14 protein-coding genes and 2 pseudogenes are annotated in these 17,009 nt (G+C 70.2%); 6 read left to right on the plus strand and 10 right to left on the minus strand.

What is annotated here, in order from left to right; genetic code table 11:
- Nucleotides 1-78: 78 nt before the first annotated feature.
- From J7656_RS10655 to glpA, 9 genes are all read right to left on the minus strand, one after another.
- Nucleotides 79-1,104 (minus strand): metal ABC transporter substrate-binding protein, encoded by a 1,026-nt coding sequence (locus tag J7656_RS10655; protein WP_017342897.1) that lies wholly within the window; start codon nt 1,102-1,104, stop codon nt 79-81.
- A gap of 128 nt (nt 1,105-1,232) precedes the next feature.
- Entirely contained in the window at nt 1,233-1,718 is a 486-nt protein-coding gene (locus J7656_RS10660; protein ID WP_017342896.1) for a YbaK/EbsC family protein, read from the minus strand.
- A gap of 96 nt (nt 1,719-1,814) precedes the next feature.
- Nucleotides 1,815-2,540, minus strand: coding sequence for a ribosome assembly factor SBDS (locus tag J7656_RS10665; protein ID WP_017342895.1), 726 nt, complete (start codon nt 2,538-2,540; stop codon nt 1,815-1,817).
- Between the two features lie 98 nt (nt 2,541-2,638).
- On the minus strand, nt 2,639-2,839 hold the full coding sequence (locus J7656_RS10670; RefSeq protein WP_017342894.1) for a DUF7576 family protein: 201 nt from the start codon (nt 2,837-2,839) through the stop codon (nt 2,639-2,641).
- 136 nt (nt 2,840-2,975) lie between these two features.
- Nucleotides 2,976-4,382, minus strand: a complete 1,407-nt coding sequence (locus J7656_RS10675; RefSeq protein ID WP_017342893.1) for an ASPIC/UnbV domain-containing protein — start codon at nt 4,380-4,382, stop codon at nt 2,976-2,978.
- An 81-nt stretch (nt 4,383-4,463) separates the two neighbouring features.
- Nucleotides 4,464-5,429, minus strand: a complete 966-nt coding sequence (locus J7656_RS10680; protein ID WP_017342892.1) for a hypothetical protein — start codon at nt 5,427-5,429, stop codon at nt 4,464-4,466.
- Between the two features lie 158 nt (nt 5,430-5,587).
- Entirely contained in the window at nt 5,588-7,165 is a 1,578-nt protein-coding gene (locus J7656_RS10685; protein WP_017342891.1) for an anaerobic glycerol-3-phosphate dehydrogenase subunit C, read from the minus strand.
- Nucleotides 7,162-8,541 carry a glycerol-3-phosphate dehydrogenase subunit GlpB gene (glpB, locus tag J7656_RS10690; protein ID WP_017342890.1) on the minus strand — a complete coding sequence of 460 codons (1,380 nt, stop codon included), beginning with the start codon at nt 8,539-8,541 and terminating at the stop codon, nt 7,162-7,164. Before glpB ends, J7656_RS10685 begins: the two co-directional genes overlap by 4 nt.
- Nucleotides 8,541-10,343, minus strand: a complete 1,803-nt coding sequence (gene glpA, locus J7656_RS10695; RefSeq protein WP_017342889.1) for an anaerobic glycerol-3-phosphate dehydrogenase subunit GlpA — start codon at nt 10,341-10,343, stop codon at nt 8,541-8,543. The genes glpB and glpA overlap by 1 nt, the downstream gene beginning before the upstream one ends.
- 380 nt (nt 10,344-10,723) lie before the next feature.
- Here glpA and glpK point away from each other — a divergent pair, with 380 nt between their 5' ends.
- The 5 genes and pseudogenes from glpK (at nt 10,724) to J7656_RS10715 (ending at nt 16,284) form a co-directional block, all read left to right on the plus strand.
- On the plus strand, nt 10,724-12,262 hold the full coding sequence (gene glpK, locus J7656_RS10700; RefSeq protein WP_044965504.1) for a glycerol kinase GlpK: 1,539 nt from the start codon (nt 10,724-10,726) through the stop codon (nt 12,260-12,262).
- Nucleotides 12,263-13,398 (plus strand): annotated as a pseudogene (locus tag J7656_RS10705) (DUF7973 family transport facilitator).
- A gap of 320 nt (nt 13,399-13,718) precedes the next feature.
- A pseudogene (locus J7656_RS10710) lies at nt 13,719-14,890 on the plus strand (Cdc6/Cdc18 family protein).
- Nucleotides 14,891-15,336: 446 nt separating this feature from the next.
- Nucleotides 15,337-15,468: a hypothetical protein gene (locus J7656_RS15100; protein ID WP_256364742.1), complete on the plus strand. Its 132-nt coding sequence runs from the start codon at nt 15,337-15,339 to the stop codon at nt 15,466-15,468.
- Nucleotides 15,469-15,603: 135 nt separating this feature from the next.
- Nucleotides 15,604-16,284 (plus strand): phosphoglycolate phosphatase, encoded by a 681-nt coding sequence (locus J7656_RS10715; RefSeq protein WP_017342885.1) that lies wholly within the window; start codon nt 15,604-15,606, stop codon nt 16,282-16,284.
- 20 nt (nt 16,285-16,304) lie between these two features.
- On the opposite strand, the gene J7656_RS10720 is transcribed toward J7656_RS10715, so the two are convergent.
- The gene (locus J7656_RS10720) at nt 16,305-16,586 is read right to left on the minus strand and encodes a ribonuclease P protein component 4 (protein WP_017342884.1); all 282 of its coding nucleotides are present in this window, start codon (nt 16,584-16,586) and stop codon (nt 16,305-16,307) included.
- 143 nt (nt 16,587-16,729) lie between these two features.
- Between J7656_RS10720 and J7656_RS10725 the strand changes: the two genes are divergently transcribed.
- On the plus strand, nt 16,730-16,924 hold the full coding sequence (locus J7656_RS10725) for a methytransferase partner Trm112 (RefSeq protein WP_017342883.1): 195 nt from the start codon (nt 16,730-16,732) through the stop codon (nt 16,922-16,924).
- Nucleotides 16,925-17,009: the final 85 nt, after the last annotated feature.

Raw genomic sequence — 17,009 nt, forward strand, 5'->3', positions numbered from 1 at the left:
GCACGTTTAGCTCTTTTAGTCCGGCGGCGGGGACGCCGTCACCGGACCGCTCGACCGCCGACGCGAGGTCGGATCGGCTCACTGCGCGCCGAACGCCCGCTCGAAGGCGGGGACGTTGACCTCGGTCATCTGGTCGAGGTAGCCGTAGCCGGCGTCGTTCCACTCCCGAGTCGTCCCCCCGGCGGGCGTGACGGGGACCGCCTCCGTCGCGTCGCTGTTCTCGACGATCGACTCGGCGAGCCGGGGCGACTGGAAGCGGTCGTACAGCACGACGTCGATCCCCTCGCTGTCGACGAGTTCGATCGTGTCGGCGATCTCCGACTGCGTCGGCTCGTTCTGCGGCGAGACGCCGACCGGCGAACGGAGACGGAACCCGTAGCGGGCCTCCAGGTACTGGAAGGAGTTGTGGCCCGCCAACACCGCCACGTCGCGCGCGGCCTCGTCGGCGATCGACTCGAACGCGTCGTCGACCGCGCCGAGCTCTTCCGCGTACGCCTCGGCGTTCGCAGCGTACGCGTCGGCGTTGTCCGGGTCCGCCTCGCCGAGCCCGGTCGAGATCGTGTCGACCATCTCGCCCGCGAGGACCGGGTCGACCCAGACGTGCGGGTCGTACCGAGTCTCGCCTCTTCCGTCGTGGTTTTCGCCCTCGCCGTCGTGACTTCCGTCCCCCCCGTCGTGAGTCCCGCTCTCTCCGCCGTGCGTGTGGTCCCAGTCGAGGAGCTCGTCTTCAAGGCCGTCGAGCGCGTCGATCACCGCGACCGTGTCGTAGTCGCTCTCCAGCGTCTCCGCGAGGTCCTGCGCCCACGAGAACTCCGGGCTGTCGAGGTAGACGAACGCGTCCGTCGCGGCGACATCCGCCGCGAGGGTCCCGTCCGGCGTCCACCCGTGCCCGAGCTGCCCCACGTCGACCGGATCCTCGAAGCTCGCGAGGTCGTCCGCGACCTCGTTGGCCCAGTCGTTGAGGGTGAAGAAGGCGGCGTACCCCGAGTCGAACCCCTCGGACCCGCCGTCCGCGGCGCCGGCACAGCCCGCCAGCGACGCCGCCGTCCCCGCGACCGCGAGCCCGGCGCCGCGCCGCAGCAACGACCGCCGTGAGTGAGTCATACCGATCCGTACCGTGGATTAATAGAAAAAAGTTATTATTTCACAAGCCAGTGTTAATAACACAGCGCCAGAGAGCGCCTTCGCTTAACAACTCGCCGGGCGTGCGTCTCGAAGCGAGTCGCTGATCGTCACTCCGTGAGGTCGACGACGGTCGCGTCCGCGAGCTCGGCGAGCGTCTCGGGATCGACCGCGAACACCGCGCTCGGCGTCCCGGCCGCGCCGTAAACCGTGTCGTACTCGGTGAGCGTCGGGTCGAAGACGGTCGGGAGCGCGGCGTCGTGAGCGATCGGCGGGACGCCGCCGATGCTCCAGCCGACGACCTCGCGGATCCGGCTCGGATCGCCCATCTCGGCGGTGTCGGCACCGAAGTGATCGGCGATCGCGTCCAGATCCAGTCGGTTCGCGCCGCTTGTGACCGCTGCGACGAGCGCTCCGTCCCGGTCACCGCCGGAGAGCGAGACGACGATGGTCGACGCGATGGCGCCGGTCTCGCAGCCGACGGCGTCGGCCGCGGCCGCCGCCGTCTCCGTGCCCGCGTCGAACTCCAGCACGTCGACGTCGACTCCGTAGCGTTCCGCCGCCTCCTCTTCGAACTCCGCCGCGCGTGGATGCATGCGATCCGAGCCGCGGTCCGCCGGTATCAACCTCCCGGAGGCGGTGAAACTCCGGCCGGGCTCGCGGCCGGCTTGGCGGCGGACGATCGGACGGCGTTACCGGGTCCGGAGCTCGTCTTTGTCCTTGATCACGCGGGCGTCCCCCTCCCCGGACGTGATCTCGTTGACGAGGTCGTAGAGGTCGTTCTGGAGCCCGGCCGGGAACGTTAACACACCGACCCACGAGCCGTCGTTCTGCCACTCCTCGCGTTCGAGGTCGCCGAACTCGCGGATCTGTGCCTGCCCGGACCCCGCGTAGTCGGCCGGGAGCTGAACCGCCATCGTCACCTCCTCGAACCGGATCGGGATCACGGGGCGGAGCGCGTCGAGCGCGTCGTCGACCTGGTTTTCCACCGGCTCCATCGGGTCGATCTGGAACCCGGCCTCCTCCAAGGCGCGCTCGATCCGCTCGGGCGGGTGCGGCGAGTCGTCCATCTGCGGGTTCACGGCGTTGCGCGTGATGGTGGTCACGAGCTGGTTGTGCTTCCGCTCTTGCATCTCCGCGCGCTGCTCGGCGGTGATCTGTATCTCCCCGCGATCGACGACCTCCGGAATGATTTCGAGCGCGTCCGTGGTGCCGAAGACGGTCTCCAAGTCCTCTTCCGCGGGGCGATCGCCCCGTGAGGCGTTCTCGAAGACGTCCTCGGCGGCGATGACCTCCTCGAGGTCCCCCTCGAACTCCCCGCGCTTGATGGCGAGCGCGGCGTCGGGGTCGATCAGGACCTCGAAGCGCTCCCCGTGTGACTCCAGTCGGGCCGTCACGGCCTCGTCGAGCGATATCATACCGAACGGTACCACCCCCGCGGGCAAAAAGCCTCCCGCCGTCGCCGTGGTCGCGTCGAATCGGATTGTCGGGCGTCGAGCTCGCGCGCCGCGTCCGACTACTCGGTCGCCGCCGGCCGCTCGTCGTCCCAGTCCTCGCGGCACGACTCGGAACAGAAGTGTCGGTGGACGGCGTCGTCGCCGTCGACCCACGTGACCGTTCGATGTCCGGTCCCCAGCGCCGGCTCGCCGCACGCAGCGCAGCTCGGTGCGGACTCCTCGTCGACGTCCTCCTCGAGTTCCGAGGTCGGATCCACCATACCTCCCCGTACGCCCGGGGACACTTGAACCCGCGAAGGGCGGCAGTTCTGGCCGCGGCGGTCGCCGCCGACTCGGGGCCCCTCGCCCGGTGACGGTCACCGCCCCGGAGCCCCCGCTCCCGGTGCGTCTCGGCCGCTACCGCTGCGTCCGCGCGTCGCGGTCGGTCGCCTTCCGCGACGGGTGCTTGACGGTCAGTTCCCGGTCGGCGCTCGGGCCGACGACGGTCCGCTCGCGGCCGTCGGGCCAGCGCACGTCCACGCGCAGCGGCTCCGCACCCCCGAGCCCGAAGTGCGCGACCGGCTCGGTCTGACAGAGGCAGCCGCCGCCCGCGTCGATCGTCCGCCGCTGGACCCCGTCCGCGGTCTCCAAGGTGACGACGGCGCCGCGCGCCGGCGCGCCGTGGCGCGTCGTCGGACGCACGCGAAGCCACCCGGCGTCCGGCGCGTCCGGGTCCCCGTACGCCGTCACCGGCTGCGCGGCGACCTCGCCGTGGACGACGAGGAACTCTACGGCGCCGTCGCCGTCGAGGTCGGCCGCGACCGCGCCGGTGCCGAACCCGTCCGGCTCCGCGGCCGCGCCGAGGTCCGCCGACTCCCACGCCGGCGGCTCTCCGGGCCGATCGACGCGCTCGAACAGCCGGTTCTCGGCGCCGCAGACGTTGAAGAAGAGTTCCTCTCGCCCGTCGTTATCGAAGTCCGCGGCGACGACGGTCCGGACCGCCCCGACGTCGCGGAGCGGGTCGGGGGCCACGTCCTCGTAGCCGCCGTCCGGCGAACAGCGGAGGAGGCGGCTCGGCGCCGACTCGTTGCCGACAGCGAGCGCGAACGTCCCGCCCTCGTCGACGAGCGCGGCGCCGCGCGTGTCGCCGCCGGGATCCGAGAGGTCGGGCCCCCCGTCCGTGCGGTCGTAGTGGCCGTCGCGGTTGCTGAACAACCGGTTCGGTCCCCCCTCGACGCCCGCGAACAGGTCGCCCTCGCGGGAGCGGTACGGGACCGCGAGCAGCGACCGGCAACCCCCCTCGACCTCCAGGCCGACCGCCTCGGCCATGTCGGTCACCTCGCCGTCGTCGCCGAGCTCGTAGAACGCGAGCGGCGCGGTGTACCCCGAGACGGCGACGCCGTACCGGCCGGTCCCCAGCCGGTCGAGCGCGGCGACCGACCGGCCCGCGCGGACGTCAAGGCGGTCGGCGTTCACCTCGCGGGCGAACACGTCGGTCCAGCGGTACCGATCCGCCTCTAAGCGGCTCAAGAGGAGGTCAGGGTCGCCGCCGTCGACGCCGCGCGCGCAGTTGTGGACGTACACCTCCTCGCAGCCGTCGGCGTCGAGGTCGGCCGCGCACACCCCCATCCCGTGGCGCGTCCCGTCGGCGACGATGCCACAGGCGGTGTCCGAGAAGCGGTCGCCCTCCCGGGCGTACAGTCGGTTCGGCTCGCCGTAGCCGGCGACGAAGACGAGCGGCCCGTCGCGGCCGGGTGTCACCGCCACGCCGTACCCGCGCATCGGGCGCGCGTCGTCGACGAGCGCGGACCGCTCCGTGAACATGGCCGCCCGTCACCGCTCCGAGAATATGAACGCACGGGTTGGATACGGACGGCGAGCGCCGGGAGGAAATCCCCGACGAGCCTACAGGTTCCGCTCGATGTACCGGTTCACCCGCGAGACGCGGTCCGCGTCGAACGTCCACAGGCCGCGCCAGACGCGCGGCTCGGTCTCGACCGCGAGGAGGCCGACGCCCCCTTCGACGCCTCGAACGAGGTCGCTTTCCGGGTCACTCTCGGCAGGGTGGGGTCCCTCCGGGGGGCGGTACACCACGAACCAGCTGTCGGTGAAGTCGGGGTCGTCGCCGGCGTGGATCACCGCGTCGAGATCCGCCGGGAGCTCGTCCGGGACGCCGTAGAGGTGCGTGTCGACCCCGGTCTCGGAGACGCGCTCGTACACCTCGCGCGTGCCGACCTCGTCGTCGATGCGCGAGAGTCGTTGGAATGACGAGCGCAGGGTGCCGTCGCCGGCGGTCCACGCCGCCCGCTCGATGAACCGCGAGATGGTGATGAGGAGCAGCTTCTGTCGGTTCGACTCGGGGTACCCGCGGAGGGTGAACGTCGCGTCGTCGAGGCCGCTTATCACCGACGGGAGGTCGACGTCGGCGAGCGACCGGCTCCCGGTGATGTACAGGTCCGAGTTGACGAACAGCACCGCGTCGCCGAGCTCCCCGAGCGTCGAGCCGGCCACCACCTCGTCGCCCTCCATGAGCAGGACGAGGTTCTCGATCTCGTCGGGGTCGTCGCCGTCGAACGGGACGTCGTCGTGGCGCCGGAGCACGTCGACGTCGAGCGCCGGGACCGGCTCTCCCTCCCCGTCGACCACGCCGGTCGTCGCCAGTTCTCGGGCGGTGAGACCTGTTGTTCCGGCCCCATCGGTCAGGCGTCGGTCGCCTGAGGCGTCGGTCACCCGACCGTCCACCACCCGTACTGCGTCGTCGCCGAACGTGTCCACGAGCATGTTCAAGACGGGGTCCGGGTCGGTCCGGTTGACGATGACCACGGAGCGCTCGGGTCCGTCGAAGCGATCGAGAAACTGTTCGAGAGTCACGTGCTCCGGAGTCAGCGAGTTCAGTTGATAAGAATTCCCGCTCGGTTATCGGCGCTGAGAACGACCAACGCCGGCTACCGGGTACACCACGGCCGCGGGGCGCGCCCGCGGCTCCGGCGGAACCATGTCCGACGACACCGGCAACGGACCGGTGCCGCCTACGCGCCGAGCGTGTCCTCCAGCAGCTGGAGGGGGTGTTCGATCTCGTAGCCGGTGCCGTGTTCCATCTGCATCGCGCAGGTCGGACACTCCGTCATGCCGACCTCGCCCTCGGCGTCCTCCATGTGCTCGAACATCTCCGCGCCGATCTCCATCGACTTCTCGTACTTCTCTTCCTTCCAGCCGTACGTGCCGGAAATGCCCGAACAGGAGTCGCCGACGTCCTCCATGTTCACGCCGTCGACGTCGCGGAACGTCTCGACCGCCTGCCGAGAGAGTCCCTGATTGCGCGCGTGACACGGCGCGTGGTACGCGAACGCGCGCTCGTCGTCGAGCCCGCCGGCCGCGTCGAGCTCGCCCTCTAAGTCCTCGTGGATCCGGAGGTACTCTAACGCCTCGAAGGTGTGTTCCGCGACGTCCTCGATCCCGTGGAGGTCGAACAGCTCGGGGTACTCCTGCCGGAGCGACATCGAACAGGAGGTACAGGAGGCGATCACGTCGGCGCCCTCCCCGATGGCCTCGACGAGGTTCTCGACGTTGGTCTCGGCGTGACGCCGGGCGTCCTTCAGCATCCCGTTCGCGAACATCGGCGTGCCCGAACACTTCTGGGGCGGCACCATGACCTCGTAGCCGAAGTGCTCGTAGACGCGGACCATCGCTTTCCCGACCTCGGGGGTGTTGTAGTTGGAGTAGCAGCCGTGGAAGTACGCCACGCGCTTGTCGGGGTTCTCCACCTGCGCGCCGCCGCGCGCCTTCCACCACTCGCGGAACGTCTCCGTGGCGAACTCGGGGAAGTCGCGCTCCTTCGGGATCCCCATCACCTTCTCCATCGCCCACCGCGCGGGGCCGAAGTTCATCGCGAACGACGCCGTCCGCGGGAACTTGCTCGCGAGGCTCGCCGACGTGCGGTAGTTGGCTAAGATCCGGTTCCGAATGTACTCGACGGAGAGCTTCTCCATCTGCCGCTCGACGAACTGCCCGCGCGCCTCGTTGTGCATCTGCGAGAGCGGCACGGAGGAGGGGCAGGCGTCGTCACAGCGCATACAGTTCGAACAGGAGGTGATCGACTCGTCGATGTCGTGGTCGTCCTTCCGCTTGAGCCGCCACTGCTCCGGGCCCTGGAACTTCGGCCCCGGGAACTCGTCGTCGACCTCCGCCACCGGACAGGAGGTGTCACAGCTCGTGCACTTGTAACAGGAGTCGGCCCCCTCCCGGAGGTCGAGGTCGCCGCCCGGGAACACGTCGACCGGGTCGTACGCGTCCGGGTCGAGTTCGGTCGAGTCGGTCCCCCCGGTCGCGCTATCGGTCCCGCTCGACGCGCTCTCGACGCCGCCGTCGGTGGCCGCGCGGTCGGCGGCGCGGTCGACGTCGCCGGCGCTCGCCGCCTCGGAATCGGGCACCTCCCCCTCGTCGGGGACGAATATCGACGGCTGCTCGTCGCGGCCGGCCTCCGGGACGCCCGGAGTCGGCTCACCGCAGCCGCAGTCCCCGCAGCCGCCGCGCTCGCGCCCGCCGTTCGGTTCGCTCGTCCCGTTCGAATCTCCCGCGTCGCCGTCGTCCTCGGTGTGTCGTGTCATTGGTTCGCCTCCGTCGCCGCCTGCCGCCCGGCCACGAGGCCGGTCGCGAGCGACACCCCGCTCGCGGACTTCTCCCGCGCCGCGTCCGCGCCGCCGACGACCCCGCCGGCCGCGAACACGTTCTCGTACTCTACCGCCCCGTCGGCGTCAGTCGGCCGACACCGCTCGTCGGGCCGGACGCCGAACCGCGCGTACGGCTGGTCGCCGAACGCGTCGTCGACGAACCACTCGTACCGGTCGTCGGGCTGCTCGACGTGGAGGTCGAAGACCGGCTCGCGGACCCCCTCGCGGTCCGAGTCGAGCCCCTTCCCGACGAGGCCGCCGGTCGCCAGCACGAACGCGTCCGCGCCGTACGGCGCCGTCCGACCCTTCCGGTCGACCGCGACTGCCTCGACCCGACCGTCGCTCGCGGACTCGACGCCGACCACGGGGTTTCCGGTCTCGAACCGGACGCCCTCGGCGTCGAGCGCGTCGAACAACCGGTCCTCTAAGCGGAGGCCCGGGAGGCTCGGCGGTCCCATCGGGACCTCGAACACGTCGGCCCCGAGCCGGTCGGCGAGCTCCGCGCGGACCTCCTCGCCCCGGTCGTCGCCGAGGAACGCCGGGAAGCCGACGCGCTCGACGCGGTCGACGCCGCCGTCCCCGTCGACGACATCGTGAAGGTGCGGCGAGACCGCCTTCGCGAGCGCCTCGCGGGCGGGGACGCCGTCGATCTCCTCGTCGTGGTCGAGCGCCTTCGCGAGCCGAGTGATCTTCGCGTCGGCCCGGAACGCCTCCGCGAACTCCACCTCGGCGCCCGCGACGTCGAACGGGACGCCCGCGGCCTCCAGCCGGCCGGCGAAGGCGCGCGCGTCGTACTCCGTCAGCGACCGGAACCCGACGACGAGCATCGGTCGGTCGTCGCTCGCGAGTCCGGCCTCCGCGGCCGCGGGGTACCGCGCCGTCGGCTTCACCGCCCCGCCGAACGTCGGCACGAGGGCGTTGCTGTCGGTGTGGCCCCCGCGGTAGGCGTCGCCCGCGAGGTCGTCGAACAGGTCGAGCCCCTCGCGGAGCGCGTCCGCCCCGACGACCCGGTAGGGGTGGCTCTCGGGGAGCCGGTCGATCGCCTCGTACGGGTCCGCGAGCGGTCCTTCCGGATCGGGCCACTCGTCGGGGTCGAGCTCGCGGCCGGCGGTCGGCGGCCCGTCGCGCAGCGGCTTCGCGGGCTCGGTCGCCGGGACGTAGCCGAGCGCGTCGATCAGCCCGGACGCCTGCCGCAAGGTGCTGGCCTTGTGGGAGACGAGCCGCACGTCCGCGCCCTCGCGGGCCGCCGACACCGCAGCCGTGACCGCCGCGAGGCCGCCGCCGACCACGAGGACGTCGCTGGTTATCGCCATCAGCGACCCCCGTCTGTGGCCGCGTCGTCGTTTGCGCGGTCACCATCGGCGGCCGCGTCGTCGTTTGCGCGGCCGCCGTCGGTCGCCGCAGTTCCGGCCGATCCGGCCCCGTCGGCGTCGGCCGCACCATCGTCGGCGCCCGCGTCGAACGCGCCGAAGTCGACCTCGCCGTCGAGGTTCGCGGGGTCGCCGTCGCGGTTCATCGTCGTCGCGTGGAGCATGTGGTTCAGCATCGCCTGCGAGAGCTGCTCGCCCCACAGCGCGTGGCGCTGGCCCTTCCAGCGCTCCTGGTACAGCTCGTCCTCGGCGTCGCGGACGACGGGCTCGGGGTACTCCTCGGCGAGCTCCGCGGCGATCCGGTGCGTACAGAAGCCGCCCTGGCAGTTCCCCATCGAGGCGCGGGTGCGCAGGCGGACTGCGTTGAGGTCGGAGCCGGCGTCGCCGATCGCGTCCTGGACCTCCGCGCGCGTCACGCTCTCGCAGTTGCAGACGATCGGGTTCGGGTCGTACTCGTCGAGCACGTCGTCGGCCCGGGAGCCGAGCCGCTGGCCCGACCGCCGCGCGACCGGCGAGCGGAGGCCGAACTCGTCCATCAGCTCCGCCATGCGCGCCTCGCTCTCCGAGCCCGGCAGCGGCGCGTCGGCGGTGTCACAGGTCGCCTCGTAGTCGAGCGTCTCGCAGACGTGGTCGGAGATGGACTCGGCCATCATCCGGTAGGTGGTGAGCTTCCCGCCGACGATGGTCGTCATCCCCGGGAGGTCGTCGCGGTCGCCGTGGTCGAGGAGGAAGTAGTCGCGCGTGATGTCCGTCGGGTCCTCCGTGCCCGTTCCCGGGGGCTCGTACAGCGGGCGGACGCCCCAGAAGGAGCGGAGCGTCCGGGCGTCTTCGAGCGCGGGCACGAGCTCGGAGAGCGTCTCGATCATCAGGTCGACCTCCCAGTCCTCCTCGGGGTAGTCCTCGGGGTCGTCGACCTCCTCGTCAGTCGTGCCGAGGATACAGGCGGTCTCGTGGGGGACGATGATGTCGGCGTCGCCCTTCGGCCGGCACCGGTTGATCACGGTGTCGACCTGCCGGGTGTTCATCACCGTCATCACGCCCTTCGAGGGGCGGACCTCCACGTCGACGCCGGCCATCTCCCCGACGTTGCCCGCCCACGCGCCGGTCGCGTTGACGACGTGGCGCGCGCGGATCTCCTCGGTCGTCCCCGGCTCGCGGTGGACGCGCTTGCCCGGTCCGGTCTCGTGTTCGATCTCGACGCCGACGACCTCGCCGTCCTCGACGAGCACGTCGGTCACCGGGGCGTGGGTCTCGACCCGCGCGCCGTGCTCGCGGGCGTCGGCGGCGTTGGAGACGCAGAGGCGGAAGGGGTCGACCGCGCCGTCCGGTAAGGCGATCGCCTTCTCGACGTCGCGCGCGAGGTACGGCTCGCGGCGCCGCGCCTCCTCCCCGTCGATCACCTCGACCGGGATGTCGCACGCCTTACACCCCTCCAGCTTCTCCTGGAAGTACTCCTCGTCGTCCTCCGGTCGCTTGACGAACAGCCCGCCGGTCTCTTCGACGCAGTGGGTCGCGATGTCGCGGAGGACCATGTTCTCCTCGATACACTCCTTCGCGCTCTTCCGGTCGGAGACCGCGTAGCGGCCCCCGCTGTGGAGGAGGCCGTGCATCCGTCCGGTCGTGCCGTGCGTCAGGTTCCCCTTCTCGACGAGGACCGTATCGAGCCCGCGTCGCGCCAGGTCCCTGACGACGCCGCACCCCGTCGACCCCCCACCGACGACGACGACGTCCACTTGTCTGTCCATGCGAGGCCCTTGGACCACGACCACTTTACTTTACCTCCCGAGGCGTCCTACCCATAACTATCAGGGTCATTCAAGTAGCGTACTCGTCCTCGTCGTCGGTGTGTTTATATACTGTACTTTTTCACTCCCGCCGCCATCCGGATTTTAACAGGAAGATTATTATGGTAGTACATTATGTTCACGACCGGCGTGGTAGCTTCCGTGAAGATATGTCGCGGCGGCGTCGATACGCCTCGCGGCCGCCTCGGGTCGGCTCCGGACGGGTCTGACCGAGCGGACGCGCGACGCGACAGCGAACGCGGCGCCGGGATCGCCCTCAACGGCGAGGGCGACCCGGCCACCGCCGCGCGCGGACCAGCGCCACAGGAGGGATCCACAACATGACACAGTACGTCGGTGCGATAGACCAGGGGACGACCGGAACTCGATTCATGGTGTTCGACCACGAGGGCCAGGTCGTCGCGAACGCCTACGAACAGCACGAACAGATCTACCCGAACCCGGGCTGGGTCGAGCACGACCCGATGGAGATCTGGGAGAACACCCAGCAGGTCGTCCTCGACGGCCTCGCTGACGCGGGCCTCGAAGCCGACCAGCTCGACGCCATCGGTATCACCAACCAGCGCGAGACGACGATCGTCTGGGACAAAGACTCCGGCCGACCGGTCCACAACGCCCTCGTGTGGCAGGACCGGCGGACGACCGACCGCGTCGAGGAGCTTCAGGAGGCGGACAAAGTCGAGGAGATCCGCGAGAAGACCGGCCTCGAGGCCGACGCGTACTTCTCCGCCACCAAGACGGAGTGGATCCTCGACAACGCCGAGCCGCTCAAGATGCAGAGTTCTCGCGGCGGCGACCTGCGCGACCGGGCCCGCGCCGGCGAGCTCGTGATGGGCACCATCGACTCGTGGCTCATCTACAACCTGACGGGGAACCACATCACTGACGTCACCAACGCCTCCCGGACGATGCTGTACAACATTCGGGAGTTAGAGTGGGACGACGAGCTGCTCGACGAGTTCGACGTGCCGAAGGAGATGGTGCCCGAGGTACGCCCCTCCTCCGACGAGGACTACTACGGGCACACCGACCCCGACGGCTTCCTCGGCGAGGAAGTCCCCGTCGCGGGCGCCTTAGGCGACCAGCAGGCCGCGCTGTTCGGCCAGACCTGCTTCGACGAGGGCGACGCGAAGAACACCTACGGCACCGGCTCGTTCTACCTGATGAACACGGGGACCGACGCCGTCGAGTCCGACCACGGACTGTTGACGACGATCGGGTTCCAGATGTCCGGCGAGCCCGTCCAGTACGCGCTGGAGGGCTCCATCTTCATCACCGGCGCCGCCATCGAGTGGCTCGAGGACGTCGACCTGATCAACAACGCGGCCCAGACCGCGGAGCTGGCGCGCTCGGTCGACTCGACCGACGGCGTTTACATGGTCCCGGCGTTCACGGGGCTCGGCGCCCCGCACTGGGACGGCCGCGCCCGCGGCACCATCGTCGGGATGACCCGCGGGACGAGCAAGGAGCACATCGTCCGGGCGACGCTCGAGTCGATCGCCTACCAGACCCGCGACATCGCCGAGGCCATGGAGGCCGACTCCGGCGTGGAGACGACGAGCCTCCGCGTCGACGGCGGCGCGGTGAAGAACAACTTCCTCTGCCAGCTCCAGTCCGACATCATCCAGACGGAGATCGCCCGGCCGGAGGTCGACGAGACGACCGCGCTCGGCTCGGCGTACGCCGCCGGGCTCGCGGTCGGCTACTGGGACAACGTCGACGAGCTGCGCGACAACTGGCAGATCGACCGCGAGTTCACGCCCGAGAAGTCGCAGGGCGAGGTCGACAAGCTGTACAGCCGCTGGGACGACGCGGTCGAGCGCTCGAAGAACTGGGCGATCGACGAGGAGGAGGAGTAGATGAACGAACTGCTGCTCCAGATCCCGGTCCTCGGGATCGAGGTCAAGCTGTTCGTCATGCTGCTCATCACCGCGCTGGCGGGCGGCGCGTTCGGGGCCGCGATCGGCGCGCTCCCGGCGTTCATCTTCACCGGGTTCGTCGTCTTCCTCGGCGAGGGATCGGCATCCTTCAGCGACAGATCGGTGCGATCGAGGGCATCCCCGCGGGCGAACTCGCCGCCGGGATCACCGGCGTCATCGGGTTCGGGGCGATCACCGGCCCGCACATCGCGTTCGCGGGCGGCGTGGCCGCCTCGGCGTACGCGGGCAAGAAGTACCCCGACATGAACCCCGCCGACGGCGGCTACCACTTCGGGAAGGACATCACGTACGCGTTCGGCACGAAGCCGGACATCCTGGCCGTGGGAGCGATCTTCGGCGTGATCGGGATGCTGTTCACCCGGATCGCCAACGGCCTCTTCATCAACGTCCTCGGGATGATGCCGCCGACCGACTTCATCGCGGTATCCGTGTTCGCGACCGCGTTCCTCGCCCGCCCCGTCTTCGGCTACCCGATCGTCGGCAAGCCGGCGGGCGACGGCCTCCTCGACATGTCACCGTTCGAGCGCGGCGACATGCACCCGCAGGCCGACGGCGGCCCCGAGGAACACGCCGGTCGCCCGGCGACCGAGCCGTGGCTCCCTCACCAGTACAAGTGGGCGGGAGTCACGACTATCGGCCTCGTCGGCGGTATCCTCGGCGGGTACATCTACCTACAGACGGGGAGCATCTTCCTCGGCTACGGTATCTCGGCGATCAGCCTGCTGTTCCTGAACCTCGGCGTCGAGAAGATTCCGGTGACACACCACATCACCCTGCTCGGCTCCGTCGGCGCCGTCCTCGGCGTCGGCGCGTTCGGGGACATCGGCGCGGTGACGCCGCTCGCGTCGGTCGGCACGAGCGGCGCCGTCGTCGCGCTGCTCGCCGCCGGCGTCCTCGGGGCTCTCAGCGGCCTCATCGGCGAAGTCACCCAGCGGATGTTCTACTCGCACTCCGGGACCCACGTGGACCCGCCGGCGATGGCCATCGCGATCATGATGCTCGTCGTGGGCATTCTCGCCATCCTCGGCATCCTGCCGAACGCCGGGTACCTCTGAGCCCGCTCGCGGGAGCCGACGCGGCGTCGACTCCCTCGTAGCGGCCGAGGACGGTTCCACGCGCGAAACACCCTCTGACCAAGCCGCCGAATACCAATGAGACCAGACCGGACACGCGGACGCCGAGGCGCTCGGTTCGAGAGCGACGGCCGTCCCTCGGTCGGCGTCGACGCCGCTCGCGGACGCCACGTCGCTCGCGGCCGCCACGTCGCACCCGACGCTTTCGACGTCCCTGCCGCCGACGCCGCTCGCGACCGCGATCGACCGCGCACCGACTCCGCTTCGTGCCAGTTTTGTTCGACTATCTCGGAGGGTCGGCCGTGAACATCGACGACCGGATCGAAAGACGGCTCGGCTACGACGCCGGCATGAGCGTCCTCGCTGACTTCGAAGCCGTCTCGCCGGTCAGACACGTCGAGTCGCCGATCGGCCGTGGCCCGGCGATTGAGCGGCTCCTCGACGTGTTCGAGCCCGCCTTCACCGGGTCGCTCCCGCCGAGCGCCTACGTGTACGGCCCGAAGGGGAGCGGGAAGTCGGCGGTCGTCTCCGCGCTGTTCGACCGGCTGGCGAGCCACAGCGGGCCGCGGCGCGCCATCCAGACGACGACGCGGGCGGTCGAGCCGACGATCCCGGGTTCGTTTACGTCGACGCGCGGAACGCGTCGACCCGCTTCCGACTGTATCACGCAATGTTGGCCGCGATGAGCGACGAGCCCGTCCCGGACCACGGGATCGGGACCGAGGAGCTGGCCGAGTCGCTGCGCGACGCGATGCGCACGGGCCCCGAGCTCGTCGTCGCAGCCGACCACACGAACGAGACCGAGACGCCGACAGCGGCGACGCTTATCGACTGGCTGAACGACGTGGGCGATCGGGTCACGCCGGCCTGTATCGGCCGCGACCCGCCGGACGCGATCGACTGGGAGCCGGAGACCACCGTCGAGTTCGCGAAGTACCGCCGGCACGTGCTCGTCGAGCTGCTGACGAGCCGGTGCTCGACCGGGCTCGGCCGCGATGCGCTCTCGCACGACCAGATCCGCGAGATCGTCGAGTGGGCCGCGGGCGACGCCCACGACGCGCTCGCCGCCGTGATGGGCGCGGCGGTCAACGCGGAGCGGGCGGGCGCGTCGACGGTCCGCTCCGGCGACGTCGACGCCGGCATCGACGGCGTCCCGCGTCCCTGCGTGGCGCTGGGGCGGGTGCTCGCGCTCCCCGAGAGCCGCCAGCGGCTCCTCTACGAGCTCGCCGGGCTCTCCGAGGAGGAGCGGTCGACGGTCGGCGTGGCGACCGAGGCCATCGCGGAGCGCCCCGGCGTCGACCTCTCGGCGTCGACGGTGCGGCGCGTGCTCTACGAGCTGGCCGACGCCGGCCTGCTCGAACGCGTCACCGTCCATCAGAGCGACGGCAAGGGGCGCCCCCCGAGCCGGCTCGTGCCGCTGTTCCCGACGGTCGTCTTCCGCGAGCTGTTCGACCGGCGCGTCCGGACCGGATAGCGGCCAAAGGGGGCGACCCAACCGGACCAACAGCAGCGATACGGTTTTTTTAAAAGGTGTAGGCGACACCGAAGGTTACTTATAAATGACTGCGGTGGCGCGTGCCTCCGAGCGCCCACCGGGCGCGAGGAGCACGCGCGAGGGATGCCGTGAGCGACGGGCGACCGAAGGGAGCCCGGAGCGAACGGCGAGGCTGGGGAGGTGTGAGGTGCTGTTGCTGTGCGTTCCCGCGAGCGAAGCGAGCGGGAGCACGGAAGTCGCAGCCCGCGCAGCGAAGCGAGCAGGAACGTCTTCCGGAGGGGCGGGACTCAAAGGGGCAGCCGTGAGGCGGGCGCAGGCGACGTAAGCACCGCAACGAGGGAGCACTAGCGACCGAGTGAGGAGCGCAGCGAGCGTGCGCCCGCCTCACGGCTGGGGCTTTGGGGGCGTTCGCCGTCGATCCACAGTTGGTCACGTATCGCCTCGCGGCTGGGGCTTTGGCGGTGTTCATCGCAGACCCCAAATCAACTATTTATAAGCGAGCGGCTGGGGCTTTGGAGATGTTTGCCGCCGATCTGCCAGCAACTATTTATAAATAAGCGGCTGGGACTTTAGCAGCGTTCGTCGCGAAGTCACGAACTATTTATAAACAACCATCCGGTCGCTCCGCTCCCTCGACGTACCAGAGCCGATCGAACGGAAGACAGTTGTCTCCGAGCCGCCGACTCGCGGGTATGGTTCCGCCCCTCGCGCTCGACATCGATGGCACCCTCACGACGCCGGACCACCGGATCGACCCGCGGGTCTTCGAGCTGCTGCCCGAGTGGGACGCCCCGATAGCCTTCGCGACCGGGAAGGCGTTCCCGTACCCGGTCGCGCTCGCGCACTTCCTCGGCCGCGAGGAGACGGTGATCGCGGAGAACGGCGGCGTCGCGTACGCCGACGGCGAGACGACGGTCGTCGGCGACCCGGACGCAGCCTGGGCTGTCGTCGAGGCGTTCCGCGAGCGCGGCGGGGAGATCGGGTGGGGCGACGGCGACACCGTGAACCGCTGGCGCGAGACGGAGGTCGCGCTCTCGACCGACGCGGACGAGGCGCTCCTCCGCGAGGTCGCCGCCGCCGTCGACGACGTGGAGGTCGTGGACACCGGCTACGCCTACCACGTCAAGTCGACGGGCGTGAGCAAGGGACGCGCGCTCCGCGTCGTCGCCGACGCGCTCGGCCTCGCGGCCGACGAGTTCGTCGCGATCGGCGACAGCGAGAACGACGTCTCCACGTTCGAGGTCGCCGGCGAGTCATACGCGGTCGCCAACGCGGACGCCGCCGCCCGCGAGGCCGCCGACGAGGTGGTGGAGGACGGATTCATGGACGGGACGGTCTCGGTGCTCGAACGGCTGCGCGAGCGCGCAGAGTAGTCGTAGCGTCTTCTTTCCGCTTATTCCCCGTAGGGGTACCGCGCCGTCGCCCCGCACTCCAGACACCGGACGACCACGCGCCCGGGTCGCGTTCGGACGCGGCTCGTCTTCCCGGGCCGGAGGTAGACGGCGCAGTCGTCGCAGGCGCGCCGGGAGAGCTCCGACGGGATCCCGCAGCGGTTTCGCTCGGCGATCCGGCGGGCGCGGGCGACGTACCCGCGGGCGCGGTCGTACTCGTCGTCGACGACCGCCTCGCGGGCGAGGACGAACAGCCGCTCGATCCGCTCCGCCGGGATGCCCATGTCACAGAGGGGGCGCGCGGCGGCAAAGAGGTTGTTATCCGGGTCGCTCGCGGCGGCCGGTTCCGGCCGCCCTCGACGCGCCGATGTCCCCGGACCGGCCGTGACCCGCACGCTTTTTTATCGGTCCCACCCAACCGAGCGGTATGAAGGAATCCCTGATGGACGTGATCTGCTGTCCGCTCGACAAGGCGGCCCTCGAACTCGACGTCGACGAGGCGGACGACGAGGAGGTCCTCGCCGGGACGCTCACCTGCACGGAGTGCGGCGAGACGTACCCGATCGAGGACGGAATCCCGAACCTCCTGCCGCCGGACATGCGCGAAGAGGCCGCGGCGTAGGCTCCCGGATCGGGCGTACCGCGGCGTCGACCCGACCGACCCGGAAACTCGTTGCTCGTGTGAATCTTTTTTTAGTACGGGGTCG

The sequence above is a fragment of the Halorubrum ruber genome, from assembly GCF_018228765.1.
Classification (GTDB): Archaea; Halobacteriota; Halobacteria; order Halobacteriales; family Haloferacaceae; genus Halorubrum; species Halorubrum ruber.

What these genes read in the sequence shown, in the direction of transcription:
- J7656_RS10655 (WP_017342897.1), bottom strand. Translation starts at nt 1,104, where the DNA reads ATGACTCACTCACGGCGGTCGTTGCTGCGGCGCGGCGCCGGGCTCGCG.
- J7656_RS10660 (WP_017342896.1), bottom strand. Translation starts at nt 1,718, where the DNA reads ATGCATCCACGCGCGGCGGAGTTCGAAGAGGAGGCGGCGGAACGCTAC.
- J7656_RS10665 (WP_017342895.1), bottom strand. Translation starts at nt 2,540, where the DNA reads ATGATATCGCTCGACGAGGCCGTGACGGCCCGACTGGAGTCACACGGG.
- J7656_RS10670 (WP_017342894.1), bottom strand. Translation starts at nt 2,839, where the DNA reads ATGGTGGATCCGACCTCGGAACTCGAGGAGGACGTCGACGAGGAGTCC.
- J7656_RS10675 (WP_017342893.1), bottom strand. Translation starts at nt 4,382, where the DNA reads ATGTTCACGGAGCGGTCCGCGCTCGTCGACGACGCGCGCCCGATGCGC.
- J7656_RS10685 (WP_017342891.1), bottom strand. Translation starts at nt 7,165, where the DNA reads ATGACACGACACACCGAGGACGACGGCGACGCGGGAGATTCGAACGGG.
- glpB (WP_017342890.1), bottom strand. Translation starts at nt 8,541, where the DNA reads ATGGCGATAACCAGCGACGTCCTCGTGGTCGGCGGCGGCCTCGCGGCG.
- glpA (WP_017342889.1), bottom strand. Translation starts at nt 10,343, where the DNA reads ATGGACAGACAAGTGGACGTCGTCGTCGTCGGTGGGGGGTCGACGGGG.
- glpK (WP_044965504.1), top strand. Translation starts at nt 10,724, where the DNA reads ATGACACAGTACGTCGGTGCGATAGACCAGGGGACGACCGGAACTCGA.
- J7656_RS10715 (WP_017342885.1), top strand. Translation starts at nt 15,604, where the DNA reads ATGGTTCCGCCCCTCGCGCTCGACATCGATGGCACCCTCACGACGCCG.
- J7656_RS10720 (WP_017342884.1), bottom strand. Translation starts at nt 16,586, where the DNA reads ATGGGCATCCCGGCGGAGCGGATCGAGCGGCTGTTCGTCCTCGCCCGC.
- J7656_RS10725 (WP_017342883.1), top strand. Translation starts at nt 16,730, where the DNA reads ATGAAGGAATCCCTGATGGACGTGATCTGCTGTCCGCTCGACAAGGCG.